This window comes from Mesorhizobium sp. WSM4849, from assembly GCF_055811385.1.
This window is the reverse complement of record NZ_JBVVPW010000004.1, coordinates 215,281-239,867: the sequence shown is the minus strand read 5'-3', so window position 1 is coordinate 239,867 and position 24,587 is coordinate 215,281. Positions and strand designations below refer to the sequence as shown.

25 protein-coding genes and 1 pseudogene are annotated in these 24,587 nt (G+C 63.5%); 14 read left to right on the top strand and 12 right to left on the bottom strand.

Annotation, left to right across the window (positions count from 1 at the left end):
- Window positions 1-35 precede the first annotated feature (35 nt).
- The 3 genes from argH (at window position 36) to lysA (ending at window position 3,191) form a co-directional block, all read left to right on the top strand.
- Complete coding sequence (argH, locus tag AC0L3L_RS06240) at window positions 36-1,436, top strand: argininosuccinate lyase (protein WP_473636937.1); 1,401 nt, start codon at window positions 36-38, stop codon at window positions 1,434-1,436.
- A gap of 227 nt (window positions 1,437-1,663) precedes the next feature.
- Entirely contained in the window at window positions 1,664-1,870 is a 207-nt protein-coding gene (locus tag AC0L3L_RS06235; protein WP_095493413.1) for a lipoprotein, read from the top strand.
- 52 nt (window positions 1,871-1,922) lie between these two features.
- Window positions 1,923-3,191: a diaminopimelate decarboxylase gene (lysA, locus tag AC0L3L_RS06230; RefSeq protein ID WP_473636936.1), complete on the top strand. Its 1,269-nt coding sequence runs from the start codon at window positions 1,923-1,925 to the stop codon at window positions 3,189-3,191.
- A gap of 31 nt (window positions 3,192-3,222) precedes the next feature.
- Here lysA and AC0L3L_RS06225 read toward each other — a convergent pair whose 3' ends face one another.
- On the bottom strand, window positions 3,223-3,525 hold the full coding sequence (locus AC0L3L_RS06225) for an ArsR/SmtB family transcription factor (protein WP_254018312.1): 303 nt from the start codon (window positions 3,523-3,525) through the stop codon (window positions 3,223-3,225).
- A gap of 50 nt (window positions 3,526-3,575) precedes the next feature.
- Between AC0L3L_RS06225 and AC0L3L_RS06220 the strand changes: the two are divergent.
- Together AC0L3L_RS06220 and AC0L3L_RS06215 are read left to right on the top strand one after the other, a co-directional pair.
- A pseudogene (locus AC0L3L_RS06220) lies at window positions 3,576-4,494 on the top strand (threonine/serine dehydratase).
- Between the two features lie 172 nt (window positions 4,495-4,666).
- The gene (locus AC0L3L_RS06215) at window positions 4,667-7,315 is read left to right on the top strand and encodes a TIGR02302 family protein (protein ID WP_473636935.1); all 2,649 of its coding nucleotides are present in this window, start codon (window positions 4,667-4,669) and stop codon (window positions 7,313-7,315) included.
- 12 nt (window positions 7,316-7,327) lie between these two features.
- Here the strand turns inward: AC0L3L_RS06215 and AC0L3L_RS06210 are convergent, their stop codons facing one another.
- Window positions 7,328-8,185: a LysR family transcriptional regulator gene (locus AC0L3L_RS06210; RefSeq protein ID WP_473636934.1), complete on the bottom strand. Its 858-nt coding sequence runs from the start codon at window positions 8,183-8,185 to the stop codon at window positions 7,328-7,330.
- A gap of 274 nt (window positions 8,186-8,459) precedes the next feature.
- On the opposite strand from AC0L3L_RS06210, the gene AC0L3L_RS06205 reads away from it, so the two are divergent.
- A complete protein-coding gene (locus tag AC0L3L_RS06205; RefSeq protein WP_473636933.1) occupies window positions 8,460-9,410 on the top strand; it encodes a DMT family transporter in 951 nt (316 codons plus the stop codon).
- 120 nt (window positions 9,411-9,530) lie between these two features.
- Here AC0L3L_RS06205 and AC0L3L_RS06200 read toward each other — a convergent pair whose 3' ends face one another.
- The 3 genes from AC0L3L_RS06200 to AC0L3L_RS06190 form a co-directional block, all read right to left on the bottom strand.
- Entirely contained in the window at window positions 9,531-9,902 is a 372-nt protein-coding gene (locus AC0L3L_RS06200; RefSeq protein WP_473636932.1) for a response regulator, read from the bottom strand.
- 369 nt (window positions 9,903-10,271) lie between these two features.
- Window positions 10,272-10,814, bottom strand: a complete 543-nt coding sequence (hpt, locus tag AC0L3L_RS06195) for a hypoxanthine phosphoribosyltransferase (protein ID WP_123148635.1) — start codon at window positions 10,812-10,814, stop codon at window positions 10,272-10,274.
- A gap of 25 nt (window positions 10,815-10,839) precedes the next feature.
- A complete protein-coding gene (locus tag AC0L3L_RS06190) occupies window positions 10,840-11,478 on the bottom strand; it encodes a hypothetical protein (RefSeq protein WP_473636931.1) in 639 nt (212 codons plus the stop codon).
- A gap of 192 nt (window positions 11,479-11,670) precedes the next feature.
- Between AC0L3L_RS06190 and ftsE the strand changes: the two genes are divergently transcribed.
- From ftsE to AC0L3L_RS06175, 3 genes are all read left to right on the top strand, one after another.
- Entirely contained in the window at window positions 11,671-12,330 is a 660-nt protein-coding gene (gene ftsE / locus AC0L3L_RS06185; RefSeq protein WP_010911739.1) for a cell division ATP-binding protein FtsE, read from the top strand.
- Complete coding sequence (locus tag AC0L3L_RS06180; protein WP_123148633.1) at window positions 12,323-13,312, top strand: cell division protein FtsX; 990 nt, start codon at window positions 12,323-12,325, stop codon at window positions 13,310-13,312. Before ftsE ends, AC0L3L_RS06180 begins: the two co-directional genes overlap by 8 nt.
- 78 nt (window positions 13,313-13,390) lie before the next feature.
- A complete protein-coding gene (locus AC0L3L_RS06175) occupies window positions 13,391-14,113 on the top strand; it encodes a YdcF family protein (protein WP_123148632.1) in 723 nt (240 codons plus the stop codon).
- A gap of 24 nt (window positions 14,114-14,137) precedes the next feature.
- Here AC0L3L_RS06175 and AC0L3L_RS06170 read toward each other — a convergent pair whose 3' ends face one another.
- From AC0L3L_RS06170 to AC0L3L_RS06160, 3 genes are all read right to left on the bottom strand, one after another.
- Window positions 14,138-14,770 (bottom strand): pyridoxamine 5'-phosphate oxidase family protein, encoded by a 633-nt coding sequence (locus tag AC0L3L_RS06170; RefSeq protein WP_473636930.1) that lies wholly within the window; start codon window positions 14,768-14,770, stop codon window positions 14,138-14,140.
- Between the two features lie 12 nt (window positions 14,771-14,782).
- On the bottom strand, window positions 14,783-15,253 hold the full coding sequence (locus AC0L3L_RS06165; protein ID WP_473636929.1) for a nuclear transport factor 2 family protein: 471 nt from the start codon (window positions 15,251-15,253) through the stop codon (window positions 14,783-14,785).
- Between the two features lie 116 nt (window positions 15,254-15,369).
- A complete protein-coding gene (locus tag AC0L3L_RS06160) occupies window positions 15,370-15,921 on the bottom strand; it encodes a carboxymuconolactone decarboxylase family protein (protein WP_473636928.1) in 552 nt (183 codons plus the stop codon).
- 107 nt (window positions 15,922-16,028) lie between these two features.
- Here AC0L3L_RS06160 and AC0L3L_RS06155 point away from each other — a divergent pair, with 107 nt between their 5' ends.
- The gene (locus AC0L3L_RS06155) at window positions 16,029-16,940 is read left to right on the top strand and encodes a LysR family transcriptional regulator (RefSeq protein ID WP_123148629.1); all 912 of its coding nucleotides are present in this window, start codon (window positions 16,029-16,031) and stop codon (window positions 16,938-16,940) included.
- 103 nt (window positions 16,941-17,043) lie between these two features.
- A complete protein-coding gene (locus tag AC0L3L_RS06150) occupies window positions 17,044-17,838 on the top strand; it encodes a lysophospholipid acyltransferase family protein (RefSeq protein ID WP_473636927.1) in 795 nt (264 codons plus the stop codon).
- Window positions 17,839-17,864: 26 nt separating this feature from the next.
- Here the strand turns inward: AC0L3L_RS06150 and AC0L3L_RS06145 are convergent, their stop codons facing one another.
- From AC0L3L_RS06145 to AC0L3L_RS06135, 3 genes are all read right to left on the bottom strand, one after another.
- The gene (locus AC0L3L_RS06145) at window positions 17,865-18,482 is read right to left on the bottom strand and encodes a LysE family translocator (RefSeq protein WP_473636926.1); all 618 of its coding nucleotides are present in this window, start codon (window positions 18,480-18,482) and stop codon (window positions 17,865-17,867) included.
- 146 nt (window positions 18,483-18,628) lie between these two features.
- Window positions 18,629-19,576 carry an aldo/keto reductase gene (locus AC0L3L_RS06140; RefSeq protein WP_473636925.1) on the bottom strand — a complete coding sequence of 316 codons (948 nt, stop codon included), beginning with the start codon at window positions 19,574-19,576 and terminating at the stop codon, window positions 18,629-18,631.
- A 165-nt stretch (window positions 19,577-19,741) separates the two neighbouring features.
- On the bottom strand, window positions 19,742-20,710 hold the full coding sequence (locus tag AC0L3L_RS06135) for a GlxA family transcriptional regulator (RefSeq protein ID WP_473636924.1): 969 nt from the start codon (window positions 20,708-20,710) through the stop codon (window positions 19,742-19,744).
- Window positions 20,711-20,879: 169 nt separating this feature from the next.
- Between AC0L3L_RS06135 and AC0L3L_RS06130 the strand changes: the two genes are divergently transcribed.
- On the top strand, window positions 20,880-21,860 hold the full coding sequence (locus tag AC0L3L_RS06130; RefSeq protein ID WP_473529026.1) for a quinone oxidoreductase family protein: 981 nt from the start codon (window positions 20,880-20,882) through the stop codon (window positions 21,858-21,860).
- 85 nt (window positions 21,861-21,945) lie between these two features.
- Here the strand turns inward: AC0L3L_RS06130 and AC0L3L_RS06125 are convergent, their stop codons facing one another.
- Window positions 21,946-22,491, bottom strand: coding sequence for a gamma-glutamylcyclotransferase (locus AC0L3L_RS06125; RefSeq protein ID WP_473529027.1), 546 nt, complete (start codon window positions 22,489-22,491; stop codon window positions 21,946-21,948).
- 118 nt (window positions 22,492-22,609) lie between these two features.
- Here AC0L3L_RS06125 and AC0L3L_RS06120 point away from each other — a divergent pair, with 118 nt between their 5' ends.
- Window positions 22,610-23,608, top strand: a complete 999-nt coding sequence (locus AC0L3L_RS06120) for a DUF2125 domain-containing protein (RefSeq protein WP_473636923.1) — start codon at window positions 22,610-22,612, stop codon at window positions 23,606-23,608.
- Between the two features lie 54 nt (window positions 23,609-23,662).
- A complete protein-coding gene (locus AC0L3L_RS06115; protein WP_473636922.1) occupies window positions 23,663-24,586 on the top strand; it encodes a PfkB family carbohydrate kinase in 924 nt (307 codons plus the stop codon).
- Window position 24,587 lies beyond the last annotated feature (1 nt).

Genomic DNA, 24,587 nt, shown 5'->3' with positions numbered 1-24,587 from the left:
TTTTTAAAAACTGCTCCGGAGCACGGGTTATAGCGATGAGCGACAAGAAGGCCAGCAACCAGATGTGGGGCGGACGTTTTGCCTCGGGTCCGGCCGCGATCATGGAAGCCATCAACGCGTCGATCTCGTTCGACCGCAAGCTCTATGCGCAGGATATCAGAGGCTCGATCGCCCATAGCGAGATGCTGGCGCAAACGGGCATTATTTCGGCGGCCGATCAAGAAAAAATCGCTCACGGGCTGAACACGATCCTGGCAGAGATCGAAGCCGGCACGTTCGAGTTCTCGACCAGGCTGGAAGACATCCACATGAATGTCGAGGCTCGCCTTGCCGAGCTGATCGGGCCGGCCGCCGGCCGCCTGCACACCGCCCGTTCGCGCAACGACCAGGTGGCGGTCGACCTCAGGCTGTGGGTCAAGGACGAATGCTTTCGCGTCGCCGAGGCGCTGAAGGGCCTGATCACGGCGTTCCTGGAACGGGCCGAGGAGCATGCGGCAACGGTGATGCCTGGCTTCACCCACATGCAGGCGGCGCAGCCGGTGACCTTCGGCCACCACTGCATGGCCTATGTCGAGATGTTTTCGCGCGACCTGTCGCGCGTTCGCGATGCCATCGAACGGATGGACGAAAGCCCGCTCGGTGCGGCCGCCCTTGCCGGCACCAGCTTTCCGATCGATCGGCACCAGACGGCCAAGGCGCTCGGCTTCCGCGAGCCGATGCGCAATTCCCTGGACAGCGTTTCGGACCGCGATTTCGCGCTGGAGTTTTTGGGGCTGGCGGCGATCTGCGCGACGCATCTGTCGCGGCTGGCCGAAGAGATCATCATCTGGTCGACGCCGCAATTCGGCTTCGTCAGGTTGTCCGACAGTTTCTCCACCGGCTCCTCGATCATGCCGCAGAAGAAGAACCCCGACGCTGCCGAACTGGTGCGCGGCAAGACCGGCCGCGTCACTGGCCATCTGGTCGGCCTGCTGACTGTCATGAAGGGCATGCCGCTGACCTATGGCAAGGACATGCAGGAGGACAAGGAATCCGTGTTCGACGCCGCCGAGACGCTCGACCTGATGCTGGCGGCGATGACCGGCATGGTGCGCGACATGACGGTGAACGCCGCCGCCATGAAGAAGGCCGCCAGGTCAGGCTATTCGACCGCAACCGATCTTGCCGACTGGCTGGTACGCACGCTCGGCCTGCCGTTCCGCGAGGCGCACCATGTCACCGGCCGCGCAGTGGCGCTGGCCGAAGAGAAGAAGATCGGGCTCGACAGGCTGCCGCTGGAAGACTTGCAGTCCATTCACCCCGGGATCACGGCGGACGTGTTCTCCGTGCTTGCCGTGCAGAACTCGGTGAAGAGCCGCACGAGCTTCGGCGGCACCGCGCCGTCGGAAGTGAGGAAGCAGACCCGATACTGGAAAAAGCACATTGCCAAGGCGTGATGCTCGTGCGGCGAATCCGAAATTCGCATCACGTTGGAGCAGCGCGGCGAACGAATTTCGGATTCAAAAGCCGCACGAGTTAATTGATGAATTCTAGTGTGGTTTGGATTTGAAGTTCCCTAACGCGAATGCCATCAATGACAGGAACTTCAAATCCACCACACTAGGTGCAATGCCAGAAAAACTCGGCTAAAAGCGGCGGGCAAAAGTTTCGGACGGATGGATCGATGACCGCAAGCAGGATTTTGGTGACGCTCGCGCTGCTGGCGGCGCTGGCAACCGTAACGGCCTGCGGCAGGAAAGCCGGGCTCGAGACGCCCTATGAGGCGGCCGTGCAGGCGCGCAAGGACGCACAAAAGGCCGAGCAGCCTGTGCCGCCCGAGCCGGAAAAACCGGTCAAGGACAAGAAGTTCATTCTCGACCCGTTGATCTAGAGCCGATGAGATCGGCCGATCTCATCGTGCTCCAACTTCCGGAATCTCTGTTGTGAACCATTTCGACTACCGCGACGGCGTGCTGCATGCCGAGGACGTGGCGATATCTGATATCGCCGCAAGCGTCGGCACACCGTTCTATTGTTATTCGACGGCGACGCTGACCAGGCATTTCCGCGTGTTTGCGCAGGCCTTTGCCGGGCTCGACGCGCTGGTCTGCTATGCCATGAAGGCGAATTCCAACCAGGCGGTGCTGAAGATCCTGGCAAAACTCGGCGCCGGCGCCGACGTGGTTTCGGAAGGCGAACTGCGCCGCGCGCTGGCCGCCGGCATTCCGGCCAACAAGATCCTGTTTTCCGGCGTCGGCAAGACCGCGCGCGAAATGGATTTTGCGCTCTCGGCCGGCATTCTCTGCTTCAACGTCGAATCCGAGCCGGAACTGGACCTGCTGTCGACCCGCGCCACGGCACTGGGCAAGGTGGCGCCGATCTCGCTGCGCATCAACCCGGATGTCGATGCCAAGACCCACAAGAAGATCTCCACCGGCAGGGCCGAGAACAAGTTCGGCATTCCTTGGCAGAAGGCGCGCCAGGTCTATGCCCGCGCGGCTGAACTGCCTGGCATCAAGGTCACCGGTATCGATACCCATATCGGCAGCCAGATCACCGAATTGCAGCCCTTCGACGACGCCTTCGCGCTGCTGGTGGAACTGGTCGGCGTGCTGCGTGCCGACGGGCACGCCATCGAGCATATCGATCTCGGCGGCGGCCTCGGCATTCCCTACCGCGTCGACAACAGCCCGCCTCCGTTGCCGGACGCTTATGCCCAGATCGTCAGGAAGCACGTCGCCAAGCTCGGGCTGAAGGTCATGTTTGAGCCGGGCCGGCTGATCGTCGGCAATGCCGGTGTCCTCGTCTCGCAAGTGATCTTCGTGAAGGAGGGCGACGCCAAGAACTTCCTGGTCGTCGACGCCGCGATGAACGATCTGATCCGGCCGACACTCTATGACGCCTTCCATGACATCAAGCCGGTGGTGCAGCAGCCGGCCGCGGCGCCGCGCATGACGGTCGACGTCGTCGGCCCGGTCTGCGAGACCGGCGATTATCTCGGCCTCGACCGCGAACTGCCGCGGCTGAAGGCCGGCGACCTGATCGCCGTCGCCACCGCCGGCGCCTATGGCGCGGTGCAGGCCGGCACTTACAACACCAGGCCGCTGGTGCCCGAAGTGCTGGTCGACGGCGACCGTTTCCATGTCGTGCGCCCGCGCCAGACCTATGACGAGCTGATCGGGCTGGATTCTCTGCCTGATTGGCTGAGGTAGAGAGCTTGCAGCGTCACAGCCGGAGCTGAAGCTACAGCCGGTGCTGAATCAGCGCCCTGGTCTCGGCGATCCTGCCCTCGTCGCGGCGATAGAACGTCCACTGCTTGATGCGTTTGCTGCGCAGAAGGCCCGCCTGGGTCAGCACCCGCATATGCTCGCTGAGCGTCGCCTGGGTGATGCCAAGCTTTTCGGCGATCAGCAGCGCGCAGACGCCGTCCTCGACCAGATCGCCATCCGCTTGGCGTGGAAAATGCGCGCGCGGGTCCTTCAGCCAATCGAGGATTTGCAGCCTGCGCTCGTTGGCAATCGCCTTGAAGACATCAACCTCTTGCATTTAGCCATTTTGCTAAGTTACTAAGTGATGTCAACCCTCGGGAGCAGACCATGCTGAACGGCAATATGATCACACGCGAACGCATCGCCGCAATGGAGCCGCGCATCCGGCCATTCGTGCGCCACACGCCGGTGCTGCGCGTCGACATGGCCGATTTCGGCCGTCCGCCTCTTGCCGTCGACCTGAAGCTCGAATGCCTGCAGCATTCCGGGTCGTTCAAGGCGCGCGGCGCGTTCACCAATCTTCTCGAACGGCCGGTTCCCGCGGCCGGCGTCGTCGCCGCATCCGGCGGCAATCATGGTGCCGCGGTCGCCTATGCCGCCATGCGGCTCGGCCACAAGGCGACGATCTTTGTTCCCGAAGTGAGCCCGCCGGCCAAGCTGGAACGCATCCGCGGCTACGGCGCCGAGCTGGTCGTCGCTGGCCGCCAGCGAAAGCTTCGCGGAAAAATCCGGTGCGCTGCAGATCCACGCCTTCAACCAGGAAGAAACGCTGATCGGGCAAGGCACGCTCGGCCTCGAGATCGAGGCCGACCGGCCCGAGCTCGACACGCTGCTGGTCGCCGTCGGTGGCGGCGGCTTGATCGGCGGCATCGCCGCCTGGTTTGCCGGCCGCATCAGGATCATCGCCGTCGAGCCCGAGGGTGCGCCGACGCTTCATCGCGCCTTCGAGGCCGGCCGGCCCGTCGACGCCCCGGCGGAAGGCATCGCTGCCGATTCGCTGGCGCCGAAGCGCGTCGGCGAAATGATGTTTCCAATCGCCGAAGCCTTCGTCGAGCGTTCCATACTGGTCAGCGACAACGAGATCATCGCCGCGCAGGCGGCGCTTTGGGACCGGGTGCGAATCATCTCCGAGCCGGGTGGCGCAGCGGCGTTCGCAGCGCTCCTGTCCGGCCGCTACGCGCCGGCTGCGGGCGAGCGTGTCGCCGTGCTGGTCTGCGGTGCAAACGCCAATCCGGCTAAATTCTGACGATAATAGGGTAGTCCTGTTCACGTTTTCGGGAACCGCCTCGCCTTCGCCGTGTTTGTTGATATGCTTCGAGTGACGTGCATCTAAGACTTTGAGTCCTTCGCATCCGATTTTCGGACCGGTGCGATACGTTTGTGAGGTTCGGGTTATCCCGCCCGAACAGGAAGGGCCGATGACGCAACGACCCACCTTCACCAGCGATCGCAGCCTGGCCGGGCGCCTTGCCCTGAGCAGGCTGGCGACGCGGGTCTCGATGACGGTCGAGCGTGGCTGGCCGTTGCTGCTGCCGCTGGTCATCGTCGCCAGCCTGTTCCTCAGCGTCTCGTGGCTCGGCCTCTTCCTTCTGCTGCCCGACACTGCGCGCGTCGGACTCGTGGCAGTGTTCGGCATCGCAGCCGTTGCAGCACTCTATCCCCTGCGTTTCTTCCGGATGCCGACCAGCGCCGAGATCGACCGGCGCATCGAGGCGGCCAACCAGTTGCTGCACAGCCCGGTGCTGGTGCAGACCGACCGGCCGAGCGGCAGGGAAAGCATATTTTCGCAAGCGCTGTGGCGCGAGCACCAGAAACGCATGGCCGAAAAACTCGGCGACCTCGGTGGCGACCTGCCGCGCACCCGGGTGCCGGAGCGCGACCCGTGGGGGCTGCGCGCCGTGGCGGCGCTTTTGTTGGTCACCGCCTTTGCCTTCTCCTTCGGACCGTCGGGCGGCCGCATCGCAGACGGGTTCAGTGCCCACGCGGCGCGCGACGCCGTGCCGCCGCGCATCGACGCCTGGGTGACGCCGCCGGCCTACACCGGCAGGCCGCCGGTCTTCCTCACTTCCCCAGCCCTCGCCAACCCAGCCCTCGCCAACAATGGCAATCAGGCTGCGTCCACCTTCACCGTTCCGGAAGGCAGCGATGTGTCGCTACGCGTCACCGGCGGTTCGGGCGAGGAAACGCTGAGCTACGCCGACGCCGACGGCAACGCCCGCACCATCGAGCCGGCCGGGCAGCAGGCCGACGCGGCCAAGCCGGCGGCGGCAACGCCCTCCACGGCAACGCCCTCCACGGTGCGCCAGTTCACCGGAAAGCTGACGGCCAACGGCACGCTGACGCTGAACTCGGGCAATGACGAACTCGGCAACTGGGCCTTCGCGGTGATCCCTGACAAGCCGCCGCAGATCCGCTTCGTCGGCGAGCCGAAACGCGCCGTCAATGGCTCCTTCGAACTCAACTACCAGATCGACGACGACTATGGCGCAGCCTCCGCCAAGGCGGATTTCGTATTGGCCGACCCGCCGGCGCCGAATGCGCATCCGCTCTATGGCCCGCCCGAAATGCCGCTGACGCTGCCGCGCCGCGGCGCCAAGGGGAATGCCGCCAAGACCACCAAGGACCTGACCGAGCATGTCTGGGCCGGCGGCAACATCGAGCTCAGGCTTGTCGCCACCGACGATGCCGGACATACGGCAACCAGCGAAACCAAGACGCTGGTGATGCCGGAGCGGCCTTTCTCCAACCCGCTGGCGAGGGCCGTGATCGAGCAGCGCCGCGTGCTGGCGCTCGACGCCAACGCCAAGAGCCGCGTGCTCGACCTGATGGACGCGATCACGCTCAGGCCCGAAGACACGTTCGACAACATGGCGCACTACCTCGCCATCATGAGCGCCCGCACCCGGTTGAAGATGGCCGACAACGACGACAAGTTGCGCGACGAGGTCGCCTATCTGTGGGAGATCGCGCTCGGCATCGAGGAAGGCAATCTTTCGGAGGCCGAGAGGCGGCTGCGCCAGGCTCAGCAGGCGCTGCAGGACGCGATCAAGAACGGCGCCAGCGACGAGGAAATCGACAAGGCGATGAAGGAACTGCGCGAGGCGATGAACCAGTTCCTGCAGGAATTCGCCCAGCGTGCGCAGCAGAATCCGAACGCGCCGCAAATGCAGCAGAATGGCCAGGAACTGCGCCAGAGCGACATCGAACGCATGATGGACCAGATCGAAAACCTGGCGAAATCAGGCGATCGCGACAGCGCGCAGCAATTGCTTTCGCAGCTGCAGGACATGATGAACAATCTGCAGGCCGGACGTCAGCAGCAGGGCGGCCAGCAGAACAGCGAAATGCGCCAGCAGATGGACAAGCTCGGCGAGATCATGCGGCGCCAGCAGGAGATGATGAACGAGACCTTCCGCTTGGACCAGATGCAGCGCGGCCAGCAACAGCGCGGGCAGAATCGCGAAGAGCAGCTCGGCGAGAATGGTGAGCAGGGCCAAATGGGCGAACAGGGCGAGCAGCCCGGCCCAGGTGAAGACCGCGATCCGCTCGGCCGGCCGAACCCGATGACGCCGCAGGAATTCGCCGACGCGCTGAAGCGGTTGCAGGAAGGCCAGGGCAAGCTGCAAGGCGACCTCGAGCAGCTGAGAAAAGGCCTCGAAGGCATGGGTCTCGAGCCCAACGAAGGGTTTGGCGAGGCCGGCAAGTCCATGGGCAACGCCGAACAGGCGCTTGGCGACAGCGATGGCGACCAGGCCGTCGGTCACCAGGGCCGCGCGCTGGAAGCGTTGCGCAAGGGCGCCAAGGACATGATGAAGCAATTGCAGGCCATGCAGGGCGACGAGGGCGAAGGCGAGCGGGGCGGCCGCCAGCAGAACGCCGACCGCGATCCGCTCGGCCGGCCGCGCGCCACCGAAGGTCCCGATTTCGGCGATTCGGTGAAGGTGCCGGACGAGATCGATGTGCAGCGCGCCCGCCAGATCCTCGAAGCGATCCGCAAGCGGCTCGGCAACGCGCTCAGCCCCGACATCGAGCGCAGCTATCTGGAGCGGCTGCTGGAGCTGAAGTAAAGCTGCCCTGCTCTAGCGGTCGGTGAACGCCTCTCGAATCGCCTCTTGCATGCCGTCGATGGCCTCGCCGGAGGCGTTCGGATTGCGCCGCAGCACCACGTTCGAGGAATCGATGTCGCCGAACCCATCGGCGGCCGTAAGTTCGCGGCAGGCGGCCGGGATGTTGCTGCGCGAGATCGGCGCAATCGCCAGCCCGGAGGTGACGGCGAGCCGCAGGCCGCCATTGGTGTCGCTGGTATAGGCGACACGATAGGCGAGACCGCGCTGTTCCAGCGACTTGATGGCGAAATCCTTGCACCAGCCGGCACGGTTGTAGAGCGCGATCGGCACCGGCCGCTCCTCATGCATGTGATGCAGCTCCGACGTCACCCATACGGTCGGGTCATGCATCAGCACCTCACCGCCGGAGAGATCCTGCCATTCGAACACCACCGCCAGATCGAGCTCGCCGGCGGCGAGCGCCGCGATCTGCGCACCGGAATGCGCGTAGCGGACGGTAATGTCGACCTGAAGATGGCGCTTGGCAAAGGCGCCGAGCGCGCGCGACAGGATCGCGTGGCCATATTCCTCCGGGATGCCGATGCGCACCGGCCCGCCAAGCGGCGCCGCGACCATCGATGCCGCCGTCTCGTCCAGCAGCGATACGATCCGGCGGGCGTTGACGATGAGTTCGCCGCCGCGGCGCGTCAGCGCCACACCACGCGAGCCGCGCTCGAACAGGCTGTCGCCGACCACATTTTCGAGCTTCTTCATCTGCATCGAAACCGCCGATTGGGTACGGCCGGCCTGCTCCGCTGCCTTGCTGAAATTGCCGGTGTCGGCGACCGCGACGAAGGTGCGCAGCAGATCGCTGTCGAGCGTGGGCTTCATTTGTCCGCCATAAGAAAATATGATTGCTGGCATCATTCCAATTCGTTTGCAACATGTCAAACGGCGGATAATAGTCACCTCACCCATTGGATATGCGGCTGCGAAATCGGCCGCGGACCAATCTAGAGTCCTCACTCGTACCCGCTGCCCGAAACGGTGGCGGGTTCTTTTTGATGCATGTCGTCCAAAAGTGCGCAGCGGTTTTGGGACAGCGACATGCATAACCAAACCAGGCCGGCTCTCGGGCCGCACACGCAAGGAGCCGTTCAACGACATGCAGAACCGGTTCGTTTTCGGCATGGCAAGCCTTTGCCTCGGCGTTCTGGTGTTCTCGCTCCAGGACCCGGTGATCAAGGCCGTATCGAGCACTTATCCGGTGACCGAGGTGATGGCGATCCGCTCGATCGTCGCCCTGCCCATTCTTCTCGTGCTTGTTCATGCCGATGTCGGGCTCAGCGCGATCTTTTCGAAGCGGTTTCGCATGCTGACGATGCGCGCCTTCATCCTGTTCACCTCTTACACGGTCTACTACCTGGCGATCGCCGCCCTGCCGCTTGCCGACGCGGTGGCGCTCTATTTCATGGCGCCGCTGTTCATCATGGCGCTTGCCGGCCCTTATCTCGGCGAACGGGTGGCGTGGCAGACACTGGTCACCGTCATGGTCGGAATGCTGGGCGTGCTGGTGATGCTGCGGCCCGGTGCCGGGCTGTTCGACTGGGCGGCGCTGCTGTCGCTGGCCTCGGCGGTTCTGTACGGTTTTTCGCAGTTGATGGCCCGCAAGATCGGTGACACCGAATCATCCACGGTCATGGCGTTCTATCAAAACGGCGTCTATCTCCTGGGCGCTGCAGCGGTGGCCGGGCTGTTCTGGCTGGCAGGAATAGCTCACCCCACGCATCCGAGCCTCGAATTCCTGGTCAGGCCATGGATCTGGCCGACGCCGATCGATTTTCTGACGATGGCCGCCTGCGGCTTCGTCGCTTCGGCCGGGATGATCCTGTTGTCGCAAGCCTACCGGCTGGCGCCCGCCAACAGCGTCGCCACCTTCGAATACACCGGCATCATCTGGTCGCCGCTGTGGGGTTTCCTGTTCTTTGCCGAAGTGCCGCGATCGACCACCGTCGTCGGCGCCGTCCTCATCATCGGCGCCGGTCTGTTCGCGCTCCATGCCAGCCGGCGCCGGAGCAGCGGGCCGGCAATCGCGGCGACCTGCGATCCCGCCTGACCGCGATTAGGCTTGGATTCTAATGCATGTCGCCCAAAAGTGCGCAGCGGTTTGGGACGACGACATGCATAAAAACAAGAACTTAAAGCGTCGCATGAATCCCTTCAGACGCGACGCGCTTTAGGCAAAACAGGCGAGCGCCTGTTCGACACGCGCGCGGATTTCGGCCAGCGTGAACGGCTTCTGCACGACATCCACAATGACGCCGTTCAATTCCTCGGCGCGTTCGCGCTGGTCGGCATAGCCGGTCATCAGCAAGATCTTCATCGCCGGGAAAAGCGACGCCGCCGCCTTGGCCATTTGGATGCCGTCCATCTCCGGCATGCGGATATCGGAGACGATAAGGTCGTAGCCGCCACGTGCTGCGCGGATCAGGGCAAGCCCTTGCGCGCCGTCGGCGGCGATGTCGATCATATGCCCGGCGCGTTCGAGCGCGCGGGCGGCGAGGGTGCGGACGGATTCATCGTCCTCGACGATCAGGAGCTTTGCCATAGCGGAATGTTGCCGTGGAAAAGTTGACTTTTTCTGAACCGCAACCGCAGTCAGGGAGAAAATCCGGAGCGCGCCGCATCGAAGAATTGCATACAGCGATTTCAAGCCCAGCGCACGGATCGAGCACCAAGGTGTGTTGAGATTCAGGTCAGGCCGAGTCGAAAACAGGGGCTTCCGAGAACCGGAGCGGAGCGTACTTTTGGTACGTGAGCCCGCGCATGATTTCGAAATCGAATTTGATTTCGGAAAGGTCATGCGCAAAATCAGAGTTCTACAGCGTCCTTTGCGCGCCCAAGAAGGCGCGCGGCGCTGTAGTAAGCGCAGGAAGCCGCTGTTTGCAGGCTGGCCTCACCTGAATATCAGCACACCCTAGGCGTCGCCCTTGACGACGCCTACAAACGGCAGTTCGCGAAAGGCGTGGGCGACATCCATGCCGTAGCCGACGACGAAATAGTCGGGGCAGTCGAAGCCGACATAGTCGGCGATGAGCGCGGTCTGGCGCCGCATGCGCTTGTCGAGCAGCACGGCGATGGCGCAGCTTTTGGCGCCACGCGACAGCATCAGGTCGCGGGTGAAGGACAGCGTCTTGCCGGATTCGAGGATGTCGTCGATCAACAGCACGTCGCGGCCGGCGACCTCATTGTCGATGTCGCGCAGCACCCTAACCTCGCCGCTGGTGGTGCCGGCGCCGTAGCTGGAGATGAAGATGAATTCGACCTCGGGCGACAGGCCGACATCGTGCATGGCGCGGATGAGATCGGCAGCGAAAATGAACGATCCTTTCAGCACCGAAATCACCAGAAGGTCCTGATAGTCGTGTCCGGCAATCTCCTTGGCGAGCTCCAAATTGCGGCGGGCAATCGCCGACGCCGAAAACAGAACCTCGATATCCTTGCCGCGCACGACTGGCATTGGCAGCCTTCCAGAAATGATCGCCCTAGTTGGCGAAGGTGACCGAGACGGTCCTGACCCCATTTCTAGGCATGTCGAGCCGGCTCGAAAAGCCAAATCTTGCGCCGGGCGCCAGCAAACGGTTGAATGTCTCCAGCGTATAGCGGGTTGTGCGCCTGTCATTGCCGGTGACCCGGATTTCCAGCGGCGGCAACGGCGACGGACTGGCGCCGTCATTCGCGGCCTCGCCACCGACGAACAGGACAGGTTTCGGCCCGGACGCATCGATACGCGACGTAACGCCTGAAATGGTGAGTGCAGCGCCCGCTTCCTGTGCCGCAAGAAGAAGCGGCGCCTGGCGCACCAGCGCGTGCCCGCCCGAGACCCAGAAGGCTGCAAACACGGCACTGAGGCCGGCGATCCAGAAGATCGGGCCGCCGCGCGCCCGCAGCCGTTCCATCGCGGCTTTCGGCTTGCGCAGCATGTCCATGCCTTCGAGCGATGGCGTGGCGATCACGCGCGAAAGCGGCGGTGAAGGGTCCATGCTGGCGGTGCGGCGCGGCAGCACCTCGTAGTCGGCATCGACGATGTCGTCGGCCGGATCACGCATGATGCGTTCCGGCGCGGCCGTGTCGGCCATGATTTCGCCGGAAACCGGGCGCGCGGTTCGATCCTCAGCCATCATGGCCCCAGCACTACGGAACTTGTTCGCTCTTCGTTTCTTTTGCGTAAACGGAAATGGTTAACGCTTCCCCATCGGTACCCCTGTGACGCGCCCAAAAAACCTCAGAATTAACCGCCGGTTAACCATGCCGGCCGATGGTCTTTTCTCAGAGAAGGCTGGCTCGTCGCCGCCGCAAGTTTCAGGTCGTCGAACGTGATCCGCTTCGAAAATGTCGGCCTCCGCTATGGCATGGGTCCGGAAATCCTCCGCGACATTTCCTTGCACATACCGGAGCGCTCCTTCCAGTTCCTGAGCGGCCCTTCGGGCGCCGGCAAGACGACGCTGCTGCGGCTTTTGTTCATGTCGCTCAAGCCGACGCGCGGACTGATCACCATCTTCGGCAAGGACCGCTCGCGCATCTCGCGCACCGAGCTGCCGCATCTGCGGCGGCGCATCGGCGTCGTGTTCCAGGACTTTCGCCTGCTCGACCACATGACGACCTACGAGAACGTGGCCTTACCGCTGCGCGTCCGCGGTCGCGAGGAGGCGAGCTACCGCACCGACGTGACCGAGCTCTTGAAATGGGTCGGCCTTGGCGAGCGTATGCATGTGCTGCCGCCGGTGCTGTCGGGTGGCGAGAAACAGCGTGCCGCAATTGCCAGGGCGCTGATCGAGCAGCCCGAGATCCTGCTTGCCGACGAGCCGACCGGCAATGTCGATCCGCCGCTGGCGCGGCGCCTGTTGCGGCTGTTCATCGAACTCAACCGACTGGGCACCGCGGTGGTGATCGCAACCCACGACCTCGGCCTGATGGAACAGGTCGACGCACGGCGCATGATCCTGGCCGGCGGAAGGCTGGATATCTATGACTGACCATTCCGTTCAGCATGTCGAAGACCAGCACGCCGGGAAGGCTGCGACGACGCAGCGCGTTCAGCGCAAGATGGCGCCGATCGTGCCGGCGCAGAACATCGCCGGCCGGGCTCTGGTCCTGGTCATCGCCATCATGACGTTCCTCTCCTGCCTGACCTTCGGCGCGGTGACGCTGGTGCGCGACACCGCCTCGGTCTGGGAGAACCAGATCTCACGCGAGGCGACGATCCAGATCAAGCCGGTAGACGGCCTCGACATGGAGGCAGCACTTGCCCAGGCCTCGCAGATCGCTGGCGAATTTCCTGGCGTGAAGAGCGCCAGGATCGTCGACCGCGATGCCACGGCGCGGCTACTGGAGCCGTGGCTCGGCTCGGGTCTCAACATCGACGACCTGCCGGTGCCGCGTCTGATCATCGTCACCATAGACGAGAACAACCCGCCCGACTTCGCCGCAATGCGCGCCGCGATCACGCCGAAACTGCCCAGTGCAGCGCTTGACGACCATCGCACCTGGGTCGACCGGCTGGTGGCTATGGCCCGCACCACGGTGACCATCGGCATCGCCGTGCTGGCGCTGATGCTGTCGGCAACCGTGCTGACCGTGGTGTTCGCGACGCGCGGCGCCATGGCCGGCAACGGCCACATCATCGAGGTGCTGCATTTCGTCGGCGCCGAAGCGCGCTTCATCGCGCGCGAATTCCGCCACCACTTTCTGGTCACCGGCATGAAGGGTGCAGCCGCCGGGGGTGCGGCGGCGGTGCTCGTCTTCATCGTCTTCTCATGGTGGTCGTCGCGCAACATGGCAACGCCTGAGGCAGATCAGGCGACCGCCTTATTCGGCAATTTCGCCATCGGTTCGGCAGGCTATCTCGGCGTTGTCCTCATGGTGCTGGTCATCGGTGCGCTGACGGCGGCAACCTCCCATGCCACCGTCGTCACCTATCTCAGCGACATCGATGTCCGCCAACCGGACGCGGGGTGATCACGAATAGAGAATTAACGTAACGTAATGTGTGCTTTTTCACCTACTAAACGCCGCATTTCGGGGTTAACGATAAAGATGATGGACGCGCGCGACTCGACCGGAATGGCTGGACAGTTGCCCTTGGTGATTACGCGTTCCCGCGAGCGCGCCAAGCCTAGCCGATTGGCAGGCGCGTTGCGCATCTCCGCGTTCTTTCTGCTCGTGCTGGCAACGCTGTTTGCCGGCGGCTTCGGCTGGTTCGCCAACACCGTCAGCCGTCTCGCGACGCCTACCAATCCGGCAAAAGCCGATGCCATCATCGTGCTGACCGGCGGCCATTCACGTCTCGACGCCGCCATGGGTCTGCTGGCATCCGGCAAGGGCGAGCGGCTACTGATCAGCGGCGTGCATCCTTCCGCCAGCCGCCGCCAGCTTCAGGTCGCGACCCGCGGCGACAAGAAATTGTTTTCCTGCTGCGTCGATATCGACCGCGCCGCGCTCGATACGATCGGCAATGCCGAGGAAAGTGCCAAGTGGGTGGAAGACCACGCCTATGGCACCGTGATCCTTGTCACCAACAACTATCACATGCCGCGCAGCCTGCTGGAAATGGGCCGGCTGCTGCACAAGGCCAAGCTCGAGCCCTATCCAGTGGTCAACAGCAATCTCGGCAATGGCGGCTGGCTGACCAAGCCGAGGGCGCTGCGCGTGCTGTTCACCGAATACAACAAATATCTGCTGGCGCTGGCGCGCGGCATCGTGCCGGTAAAGCCAACGCCAACCGGCGTCGCGCTGGCCGAGGCTGCTGCGCCGAACTGAGCCGATCTGGAAGCGGCAGCGGCATCATTCCTTGACCGTGGCGCTTGAGGCGTCACGCAGACGCGCGTTCTCCTGTTCGAGCCATTCGATACGCTTTTCCCTCTCGGCCAGCGCCGCCGCCACATCGGCCGCTTCGAAACGCTGTGGTATGTGCTGCGGGCAATTGGAATCCCAAGCCGAAACCGTGAACAGGATGATTTGCTCGGGGCGCGCCTTGTAGCCTTCCGGCATCAGCTTCGCCATCAGTTCGGCATCGTCCTCGACGACACGCGCGCTGCCCCAGATCTTGATGCGCTGCCGGTGCGCATAGTCGATCAGGAACAGGAATGCGCGGGGGTTGTCGTCCAGATTGCCCTGGGTGATGAATTGCCTGTTGCCGGAGAAATCCGTGAAGCCGATCGTCCGCTCGTCGAGCACCTTGAGGAAGCCGGCCGGCCCGCCGCGATGCTGGATATAAGGCTGGCCCTCACCATTGGCCGTCGACAGGAAGACGCTGGTCTGCGCCTCGATAAAGGCGGCGAGATCGGGCGTGATATCGGCTTGCCAGCCGCCACGCTCCTCGACACGCGCATAGGCATCACGTGAGCCTTTGCGGACCTGGATCGCCTTGACGGTTGGCGTAAAGGCGACATCGCTGGTGAAGACGTGAGCATTCATGGAAAGCCTCCTTCAAAGGCCGAGTTCCGTCAGAGAGGGATGGTCGTCCGGCCGGCGGCCAAGCGGCCAATGATATTTGCGGTCGGCCTCGAGGATCGGCAGATCGTTGATGCTGGCGATGCGCAAGCGCATCAATCCAAGCTCATCGAACTCCCAGTTTTCGTTGCCGTAGCTGCGAAACCACGAGCCGCTGTCGTCGTGCCATTCATAAGCGAAACGCACGGCGATACGGTTGTCGCGGAACGCCCAGACCTCCTTGATGAGCCGGTAGTCGCGTTCGCGATCCCATTTGCGTGTGAGGAAGGTCTGGATGGCGTCGCGCCCTTGCAGGAACTCGGCCCGGTTGCGCCAGCGGCTGTCGATTGTGTAGGCAAGCGCGACCCGTGCCGGATCACGGGAGTTCCAGGCATCCTCCGCCATGCGTGCCTTTTGTGCGGCGGTCTCGGCGGTGAATGGCGGTAGCGGTGGGCGGCTTTCAGACATGGGAACTCCTTGCGATGGGCTAGAGCGGCGGACTTTCAAGTCGAACCGTACCGCCGCTCTATCTCTTTTGTTTGAGCATCGGATTTTCCAAAAAGCCGACACAGTGGTCGCTGAATTCAGACTGCCTTGCGGGCAGAAACGACAGGAAAGTCGATCTCCGTCCTGGCAACCTCATTGACATAGTTGGTCCAGACATTGAGAGCGACATGCTGGACGATCTCGATGATCTGCGCATCGTCGTAGCCTGCGAGCCTGACGGCGCTGAGATCCTCGTCACCGATATGGCCGCGGTCGCGCGCAATCTTGGCGGCGAAACGCACCGCTGCGGCGGCCTTGGGATCGTTGGACCCGCCGCCGCGATTGGCGACCATCTCGGCATCGTCAAGCTTGGCGAGGTTCTTGCCGAGATAGGTGTGGGCGGAAAGGCAGTAGCTGCAGCCATTGATCTCGGCGACCGCCAGAGCGATGCGCTCGCGCGTCGGCGCGGGCAGGCGGCCTTTGGCAAGCGCTCCGGACAGGCTGAGATAGCCTTCAAGCGCAGCCGGGCTATTGGAAACAAGCCTGAAGAGGTTTGGCACGACGCCGAGTTGCTTCTCGACGGCATGTAACATCGGCTGCGACGCAGCAGGCGCGGCCTCTATGGACGCGGGCGTAGGGATACGGGGCATCGGCATTCCTTCTCATTGATCAGCTTCGCCGCCAAAACATGGCCCCTTCCATCATTCGGATGTAGCTGTCATATTTGCAATTGATCCTTCCAATTTCCGGGAGAAGTATGGATCGCCTCGAGGCCATGTCGCTTTTCGTCGCCGCGGTGGAGGCCGGCAGCCTTTCGGCCGCCGGACGCCGTTTTAGCATCCCGCTTGCAACGGTCAGCCGCAAGGTCTCCGACTTGGAGCGGCATCTGAAGACGCGTCTCCTGAACCGCTCGACGCGGCAGCTGACGCTGACCGACGCGGGTCACGCCTACCTCGCTGCCTGCCATCGTATTCTCGACGAGGTCGGCGAGGCCGAGCGTGCCGCCGCCGGCGAATACAGCGCCCCGACGGGCGATCTGATCATCACCGCGCCGATCGTCTTTGGCCGCCTGCATGTGCTACCGGTCGTCACCGGCTTCCTTGCCGCCTACCCCGACGTGGCTATCCGCCTGATGCTCGCCGACCGGATAACCCAGTTGACCGAGGAGCACATCGATCTCGCCGTCCGCATCGGCGAGCTTCCCGACTCGAGCCTGGTGGCCACCCGCATCGGCTCGATCCGGCGCGTTGTTTGCGCGAGCCCGGCCTATCTGGCCGAGCACGGCATGCCAAAGACGCCGAAAGACCTCGCGGCACACAGCTGCGTCACCTTCGAAGGGCTCACCGCTCCTGCCGCATGGACTTTTTCCACCGGCAAGAGCGACCTCACTGTTCCGATCCGCTCACGGCTTCGGGTCAACACCGCGGAAGCGGCGATCGATGCCGCGATTGCCGGCGCCGGGATGACGAGGGTGCTTTCCTACCAGATCACTGCTGCGGTGCGGTCCGGCACGCTCCGCACCGTGCTGGAGGCATTCGAGCCGCAGCCATGGTCGGTCAGTCTCGTGCATGCCGGCCAGGGTCTACTGCCGGTGAAACTGCGCGCGTTCCTCGATTTCGCCGCCCCACGCCTGAAGAAGCGGCTGGTGCAAGCGACGTGGCAGGCCTGACGAACGGATAGCGGGTTCATCAAGTCGGATCGATCTCGCATCGTTTCCTTTTTGCTCGCGCTTGGTGTAACCAACGCACACCTCCTCACCGGGCACTTCCCACATGCTCCTTATTCGCTCGCTGGCGTTCAACCTCGTCTTCTACGTCAATCTGATCGTCCAGATGGTCCTCTGGACCCCGTACTATTTTCTGTCGCCGCGCCACCGCGCCTGGTTTGTGCCGAAATTCTGGTCGCGCACCAGCATGTGGCTCTATGACAAGATCGCCGGCACCAAAAGCGAGATCACCGGCCAGGAAAACCTGCCCGAGGGTTCCTTCATCCTGGCGCCGAAGCACCAATCCTTCTGGGACGCGATCGCCTTCTTCCCCCTCCTGCAAGATCCGATCTACATCCTGAAGCGGGAACTGACCTGGATCCCGTTCTTCGGCTGGTACATTTTGAAAATGCGGATGATCCCGGTCGACCGCGGCAGCCGCTCGAAGGCGCTGAAAGCGGTGGTCGCCGCGACTAGGCAGGAGCTGGCGCGCAATCCCCGCCAGCTGATCATCTATCCCGAGGGCACGCGCCGGGCGCCGGGCGACGAGCCGGCCTATAAATACGGCATCGTCGAGCTCTATACCCAGCTTGGCATTCCCGTGGTGCCGGTCGCCCATGTTGCCGGCCTCTACTGGCCGCGCCGGAAATTCCTGCGCTATCCCGGCACGATCAAGGCGCGCTTCCTGCCGCCGATCCCGGCGGGGTTGGGCAAGGAGGAATTCATGGAACGGCTGGTCGGCGAGACGGAAGCCGCCTGTGACCAGCTGCTCATCGAGGCGTCCCAGGCGCCAAACCCGCCGCCAATGCCGCCGACGGCGGTAAAGCGGCTGAGGGAACTTGGCTCCGATACCCCGGCCTGAACCATCTGCTTGGTCGGCAGTATCCCCTAGGGAATCACAGCCAGCGCCGTTGTCAAAACCAGTGTCGCCGCGAACGTCAGATTGATGATCCGCGAGGCCAGCGGTTTGCGCAGGAAGCGCGCAAACGCTGCTCCGGCGAGAAGCCACAGGACATGGATGGCGACGATCATCGAAGCGAGGACCGCCAGCTTGAGCCCTGCATCGAGCTCACCGGCGGACGACGTGCCGGCAAATACGGCGGCAATCGCCACATAGGCTTTCGGGTTGGCGACGGCCAGAAGAAACCCGCCGAGGAATGTGGGACGTGCCGCCCCGCCGGTACGCGCTGCCAGAGGCGGAGCCGTTGCTATCTTGAAGGCGAGGTAGAGGATGTAGGCTGCGGATGCCAGCGCCAGGAGCGGTGTAAGCTTCGGCACAGAGGCAAGGATGGCCGTAATGCCCGTCGCCACGACCAAAAGCACGGCGACCGTCCCAAGAATGATGCCCGAGGCGTAGCGGAGCGAATCGCGCAGACCGAAGGCGGCGCCAACGGCGGTGACGCTTATCGTCGCCGGCCCCGGACTACCCATCACGACCGCCGATGCCAGCACAAGTGCGAGCAATTGCTGCCATAGTTCCGGATGGGAAAAGACCAGTTCGGACATCTGTATACCAGTATCCAGGCGCGATGCGGGCAATGGTATGGCAGGACAGACCAGGGCGTCTTGAACGATCGTGCAGGGAGCCTTCCGGCGCAGGCCGCGCACGGTCCTTGGCTGCTGTTGATCAAGCCGCCGCTTCGCGCTGGCGTCTATGCGCTCGCGCTGTCGAGCTCAGCGATATCGTCCGGACTGAGCTTCAATGATGCGGCGCGGGCGAGGCTATCGACCTGGTCCAGCGTCGTGGCGCTGGCGATCGGCGCCGTTACGCCGGGCCGCGCGATCACCCAGGCGAGCGCCACTTCCGCCTGCTTGGCCGCGTGACGCGTCGACACGGCGTCGAGTGCTGCCAGGATGCGCATGCCGCGCCCGTTGAGATAGCCCTTCACGCCGTCGCCACGCGCGCTTTTGCCGAGATCGGCTTCGCTGCGGTATTTGCCGCTCAAAAACCCTTTGGCGAGGCTGAAATAGCTGATGACGCCGATATCCTCGGCCATGCACAGATCGCGCAGCGGCCCATCGAAGGAGGCGCGATCATAGAGATTGTATTCCGGCTGCAGCACCGCATAGCGCGGCAGGCCCCGCAGGCTTGCCACGTCGAGCGCGGCGCGCAACTGGCCGCCGTCGAGATTGGAAGCGCCGACATGGCGGATCTTGCCCTTGGCGAGCAGTTTTTGGTAGGCGCCGAGCGTTTCCTCGTAGGGGGTGGTCGAGTCCGGCCAGTGCGACAGATAGAGATCGACGACATCGGTCTGTAGCCGCTGCAGCGACGCATCGATGGCCTTTTCGATATAGGCGGCGGAGAGATCTTTCCTGCCCTGCCCCATATCCGACCCGACCTTGGTGATCACCACGACCTTGTCGCGATTGCCGCGGCTCTTCATCCATTTGCCGATGATGGTTTCGGATTCGCCGCCCTTGTTGCCGGGAACCCAGCGCGAGTAGGAATCGGCGGTGTCGATGGCGTTGAGACCGGCGCCGACGAAGCGGTCGAGCAGGTCGAAAGAGGTTTTCTCGTCGGCGGTCCAGCCGAAGACGTTGCCGCCCAGAACCAGCGGCGCGATGGACAGGTCGGTTTGACCGAGACGACGTTTCTGCAAGACTGATCTCCGTGGGGAATGGAAAGGAGCGGGCGAAAAGCCCTCGCTTACCTAGGTCTCACCGCGCCGAGGTCAAAGGCCTGGCCATTCTTTCCGACGGACCACTGCTTCACAAGGGCGCGATCCGGGGGCGCGATCCGCCGCGTTCGAGGTTCCAGCCGATGTCTACTGGCTCTGGCGCCGGTATTCACCAGGCGGCAGTCCGACCACGCGGTTGAAAAGTCGGCTGAATGAGGCCGTGTCCCGGTATCCGACCTGGTAACATATTTCCGAAATACCGAGTTTGGTGCTTTCAAGAAGTGTTTTCGCGGCCTCAAGGCGCCGGTCTTGGATCCATCGGCCGGGAGTGGTATGCAATTCATCGGAAAACCGGCGCGCAAGCGTTCGCGGCGACAGACCGAGTTGCGCACCAAGGAAGGCAAGGTCGAGCGCTCCGAGCTGTTTTCTGGACAAAGTTTCGAGCCGGCCGCGGAACGGCTCTTGCGAAGGCAGCAGATCGGTAAGCGGAAACTCGTAGGGTGTCTGGATCTGCCGCGACGGCGGCAGCACCAGCAATTTGCGAACCAGGCGCTCCTCCCTGGCGAAGCCAAGATCCCGCAGAAGCGCCTTGCCGAGCTCCAGGCCTGAAAAACCGCCGCCGCAAGTGTAGATCCGTCCGTCCCCGATCAGCACACGTGAAGCGTCCCAACGCACCTTCGGAAAGCGACGCTGGGCATCGGTCTTCAGCCACCAGGAGATCGTCGCGCGCTTTCGGTCGAGAAGACCGGCGTCTGCCAGGAAGTAACCGGCCCCGCAATGCGCGGCGATGATGGCGCCGTCTCGTTGCGCACTTGCGATAAGCGGCGCGGCGTGGCGGCTCTCTTCCTCCAGCGCGGCAACAAGCTCCGGGATTTGCATACCGGGCATGGCCAGCAGGACCAGCAGGTCCATACGCTGCGAGGGTTCGCGTCGGGTGTGAAAGGAAATGCCAGGCGTCGTCGTGGCGTCGGCCTGCCGTGCCACGAATTCGAAGGAAATCGCCGGCGCGCCGCGAATGGTATTCACCAACTCGAACATTTCGACAAGCGTCGCGGCGACGGCCGAATAGAAGGTCGACGGCAGCCAGATCACGGCGTGGACGGGACGACTGTCCAAGATGGCTCCTTTGAACAACTATGGCAAGTTTAGCACATAGATTGTCAAATCTGCCAATTCCGATTTTTGCCAGCGGCCTTAGGTTCCGCGACGCCGATGCAAACACCGGTGCCTGCGATCTGGCCGCGTCCAGATTGCATGGCCAGATCGCCCGTTATTGGAGACCACCATGAAAGCAGTTGTATTCGACGCAATCGGCTCGCCGCAGGACGTGCTCTATCTCGGCGACGTGCCCATGCCGCGAATCGGCGACGGTGAGGTGCTGCTCAGGATGGTCTCCGCCTCGATCAACCCTGGCGACTTTCTGTTCATCCAGAACCTCTATCCCGAACCGAAGAAGCCGCATTTCCCCCACCAGATCGCCGGAAATCATGGCGCCGGTATCGTTGAGGCCGTGGGTGCGAACGTCGCCTTGAAACCGGGCACGCTTGTCGCATTCAGCTACTACAACAGCTGGGCAGAATATGCGGCCGTCCCGGTCGCTTGGCTGATCCCGCTGCCCGCCGGCTATCCGGTCGAACGCGCCGGGCAGATGGTGAACCCCATCACCGCCTGGGACCTGCTGGCGGATTCCCGTGTGCAGCCTGGACAGTGGCTGGCCGTCACGGCCGGCTATTCATCGGTTTCGACGATGGTGATGCAGTTCGCCCAACGGCGCGGCATCAACGTGATTGCGCTCGTGCGACGATCGCGCGACAGGCTGGACCTGAAGCGGCTTGGTGCCACCGCCATCCTCGATCTGTCGGGTTTGAAGGTCGGCATCAGGGAAGCAGTCATGGACATGACCGACGGCGCCAAGCTGAACGGGATCATCGATAATGTCGGCGGACCCGTCACTGGCGAGTTGATCCGCACCCTGGCGATGGGCGGGCAGATGGTTATCAATGGCGGCATGAGCACCGAGCGTTTCGAACTGCACAATTTCGACGTGCTGCTGAGCGGCCTCGAGATCAGGGCAAATATCTACCGCTACTTCTTTTCGCCGCCTGTCGAAGCCGACCGGCCAGTGTTGCGCGAAATTGTCGACATCTTCGGCCAACCCGATTTCCATGTTCCTGTCGGCGGCATCCATCCGCTGGCGGAGTTCGAGCTCGCCGTGACAAACAGCCTGGATCGCGCCGATCTCGGAAAGCAGATTTTCAGGATGTAACCCGGACCATCATCCCGAACCGAAGGGTTGCGACGCAAAAAGTGGGAACCGGTTTTCGAGATCATGGTCAAACAACGAAAGAAGATCACGACCCGATCCGTTTCGCCACCTCTTCCAGCCAGTGGTCGCGGATGCCCAGCGCTTCGAGGTGCTCCAGCGTGCTGAGCACGTAGTCCTCGTTCCTTCCCGACTGGCCGACCGCACCGCGAACGACTGTCGCCGCATCGGCAGCATCGAGCGCGCCGGCATATTGCTCGTGGGCACGATCGACGACATAGGCGACGGCCGAGACCGTCTCGCCCCCATCCGTCTCGCCGTTCGTAGCGTCATTGTCGAGGCGAATGCTAAGCATGCGCTCGCGATAGACATTGGTGACCAACTCGCGCTCGCGCAGATAGGTGATGACCTCGTTGCGCAGATCGCCGGGAACGCGGAAAGCCAACCCGATGCAGGAGCCGCCACGGTCGAGGCCGAGCACCAGGCCGGGCCGTTCGCGCGTGCCACGATGCACGAAGGAGTAGACGCACAGCGAGCGGCGGTAGCCGTGGAGGCGGGCGCGCCGCGTCTCGACATGCGCAAATCCCGGCCGCCAGATCAGCGAACCGTAGCCAAAAACCCAAAAATCGCCCATATCGCCAAGCCTGGTTGCAGCACCGCACTGGAATCGGTTTTTTCAATCCGTCTCCGTCTACCTGATGTTGCCGGAAACGACAGTCCCCTCTGCAACACGCGCTAGCGAGAGCCGCAGCATGACGTCAAGTGACGAGCGTCCGCCGAATTTTCGCCGCCGCCTCTTCTGGCTTGGCGCTTTCATCCTTGTGCTGTTCGGCCTCTACAGCGCCAGCTGGTTCTACCTGGCGGACAAGGTCAAGAGCGAAGCCGACAGAGCGGTGGCCGAGCTCAACGGCAATGGCATCGAGGCGGATTGCGCCAATCTCACGGTCAGCGGCTATCCCTTGAGCTTCGCCATCTCCTGCGACAGCCTGGCTTATCAGGACGACAACAGGAACGTCGCAGCCTCGCTCGGCAGCCTCAACGCCGTCACGCATATCACCCAGATCCTGTCGCCTGGCGCCGACCTGCGGGGGCCGCTCAGGACCTCCGTGCCGGGGATGGCGCCGCTGTGGATCGACTGGGATAATCTGCGAGCGACCGTCAAACTGTCCTGGCCCCTGCCCCGGCGCGTTTCACTGGAGGCCGAGGGCCTGTCAGCCCAAACCGATCCGGCGGATGGCACAGACCCGGTCGAGCTGTTCAGCGCCGGGACAGCGGCCGGACAACTGCGTCCGAACGGCCAGGACATCGACTATTCCGGGAGTTTCACCAATCTCGAAATCGAACCAGGGGCGATCGATGGCCGCGTGCTGCCGCCGCTCGACGGCAGTGGCGACGTGACGCTGAAGAACGGCGTGGCGCTGATCAAGACACAAACAGAGAGCCTGCGCGGCCAGGCGGTGGATATCGGCAGGCTCGATGTGTCGTCGGGGAGCGCGCGCGTCACCGTTTCCGGACCGGTGTCGGTCGATGCCGACGGGCTGATCGACGCCGACCTGATGATCAAGCTCAGCGACCCAAGGGCGGTGGCGGAAATCCTTGGCGAGGCAATCCCGGAGCAGAAGAGCCAGATCAAAACCGGCTTTGCCGGGCTGGCGCTGCTTGGCAACGAACCGTCGATGCCCCTCAAGGTCGTCAAGGGCAAGGCCTCGCTGGGTTTTATCCCGCTGGGCAGGATCAAGCCGGTGGATTAGACCATGATTGCGAACCTCCAGTTCGGAAAAGACCATGGTCAAACAGGAAGATAGATGAACAGCCCGGTGAAGCTCCTGAGCGTTGGCGCGCTGACGCTCGATACCATCCTTCGCGTCGACGCTCTTCCGAGACGCCAAGGCAAGTTCATCGCGTCCGACGGCGTCCAGATCGCCTCGGGCATGGCTTCGAGCGCGGCCTGCGCCGCACGCCGCCTCGGCGCGGACGTATCGCTGTGGGCGAGCGCGGGGGACGACCCCGTCGGCGATCAGCTGGTCGCCGGGATCGGGGCCGAGCGCGTCGATTGCAGCTTTGTCCGGCGCGTCACCGGCGCGCGGTCGGCACTGTCGGCCATCTTGGTCGACACGCATGGCGAGCGCATCATCGTTCCTTTTTATGACAAGCTCGCCCAGGCCGACCCCGAGGCGCTACCCACCCAGGATCTCACCGCATTCGACGCCGTCCTGGTCGACGTGCGCTGGCCGGGCGCAGCAGCTTTGGCCCTGGCGGCGGCGCGCGCAATCGGCCGTCCGGCCATACTGGACGCCGACACCGCGCCACGAGACGTGCTGGAACGGCTGTTTCCGCTGGCCTCGCACATCGTCGCGTCGGAGCCGGCGGCGTTCATCCTCTGCGGCGAGGAGCGAGGCCCGCCAGAGGCCTGTGAAGCGCTGGCCAGACGCACCGATGCGTTTGTCGCGGTGACCGGCGGCGCGGCGGGAAGCTGGTGGTTCGACCGCTCAGTGGGATCCGTGCGCCATGTCGCGGCGCCAAGGATCAAGGCAGTGGATACGCTTGCCGCCGGCGACGTGTTTCACGGCGCCTTTGCCGTCGGGCTGGCGGAGGCGATGCCGATCGAATGGACATTGCGCTTTGCCAGCGCCGCCGCTGCGCTCAAATGCCTGCGCTTCGGCGGCAGGCTGGGCGCGCCGGACAGGGCCAAGACACTGGCGATGATGGCGGCTCACTGGCCGGCCTGAG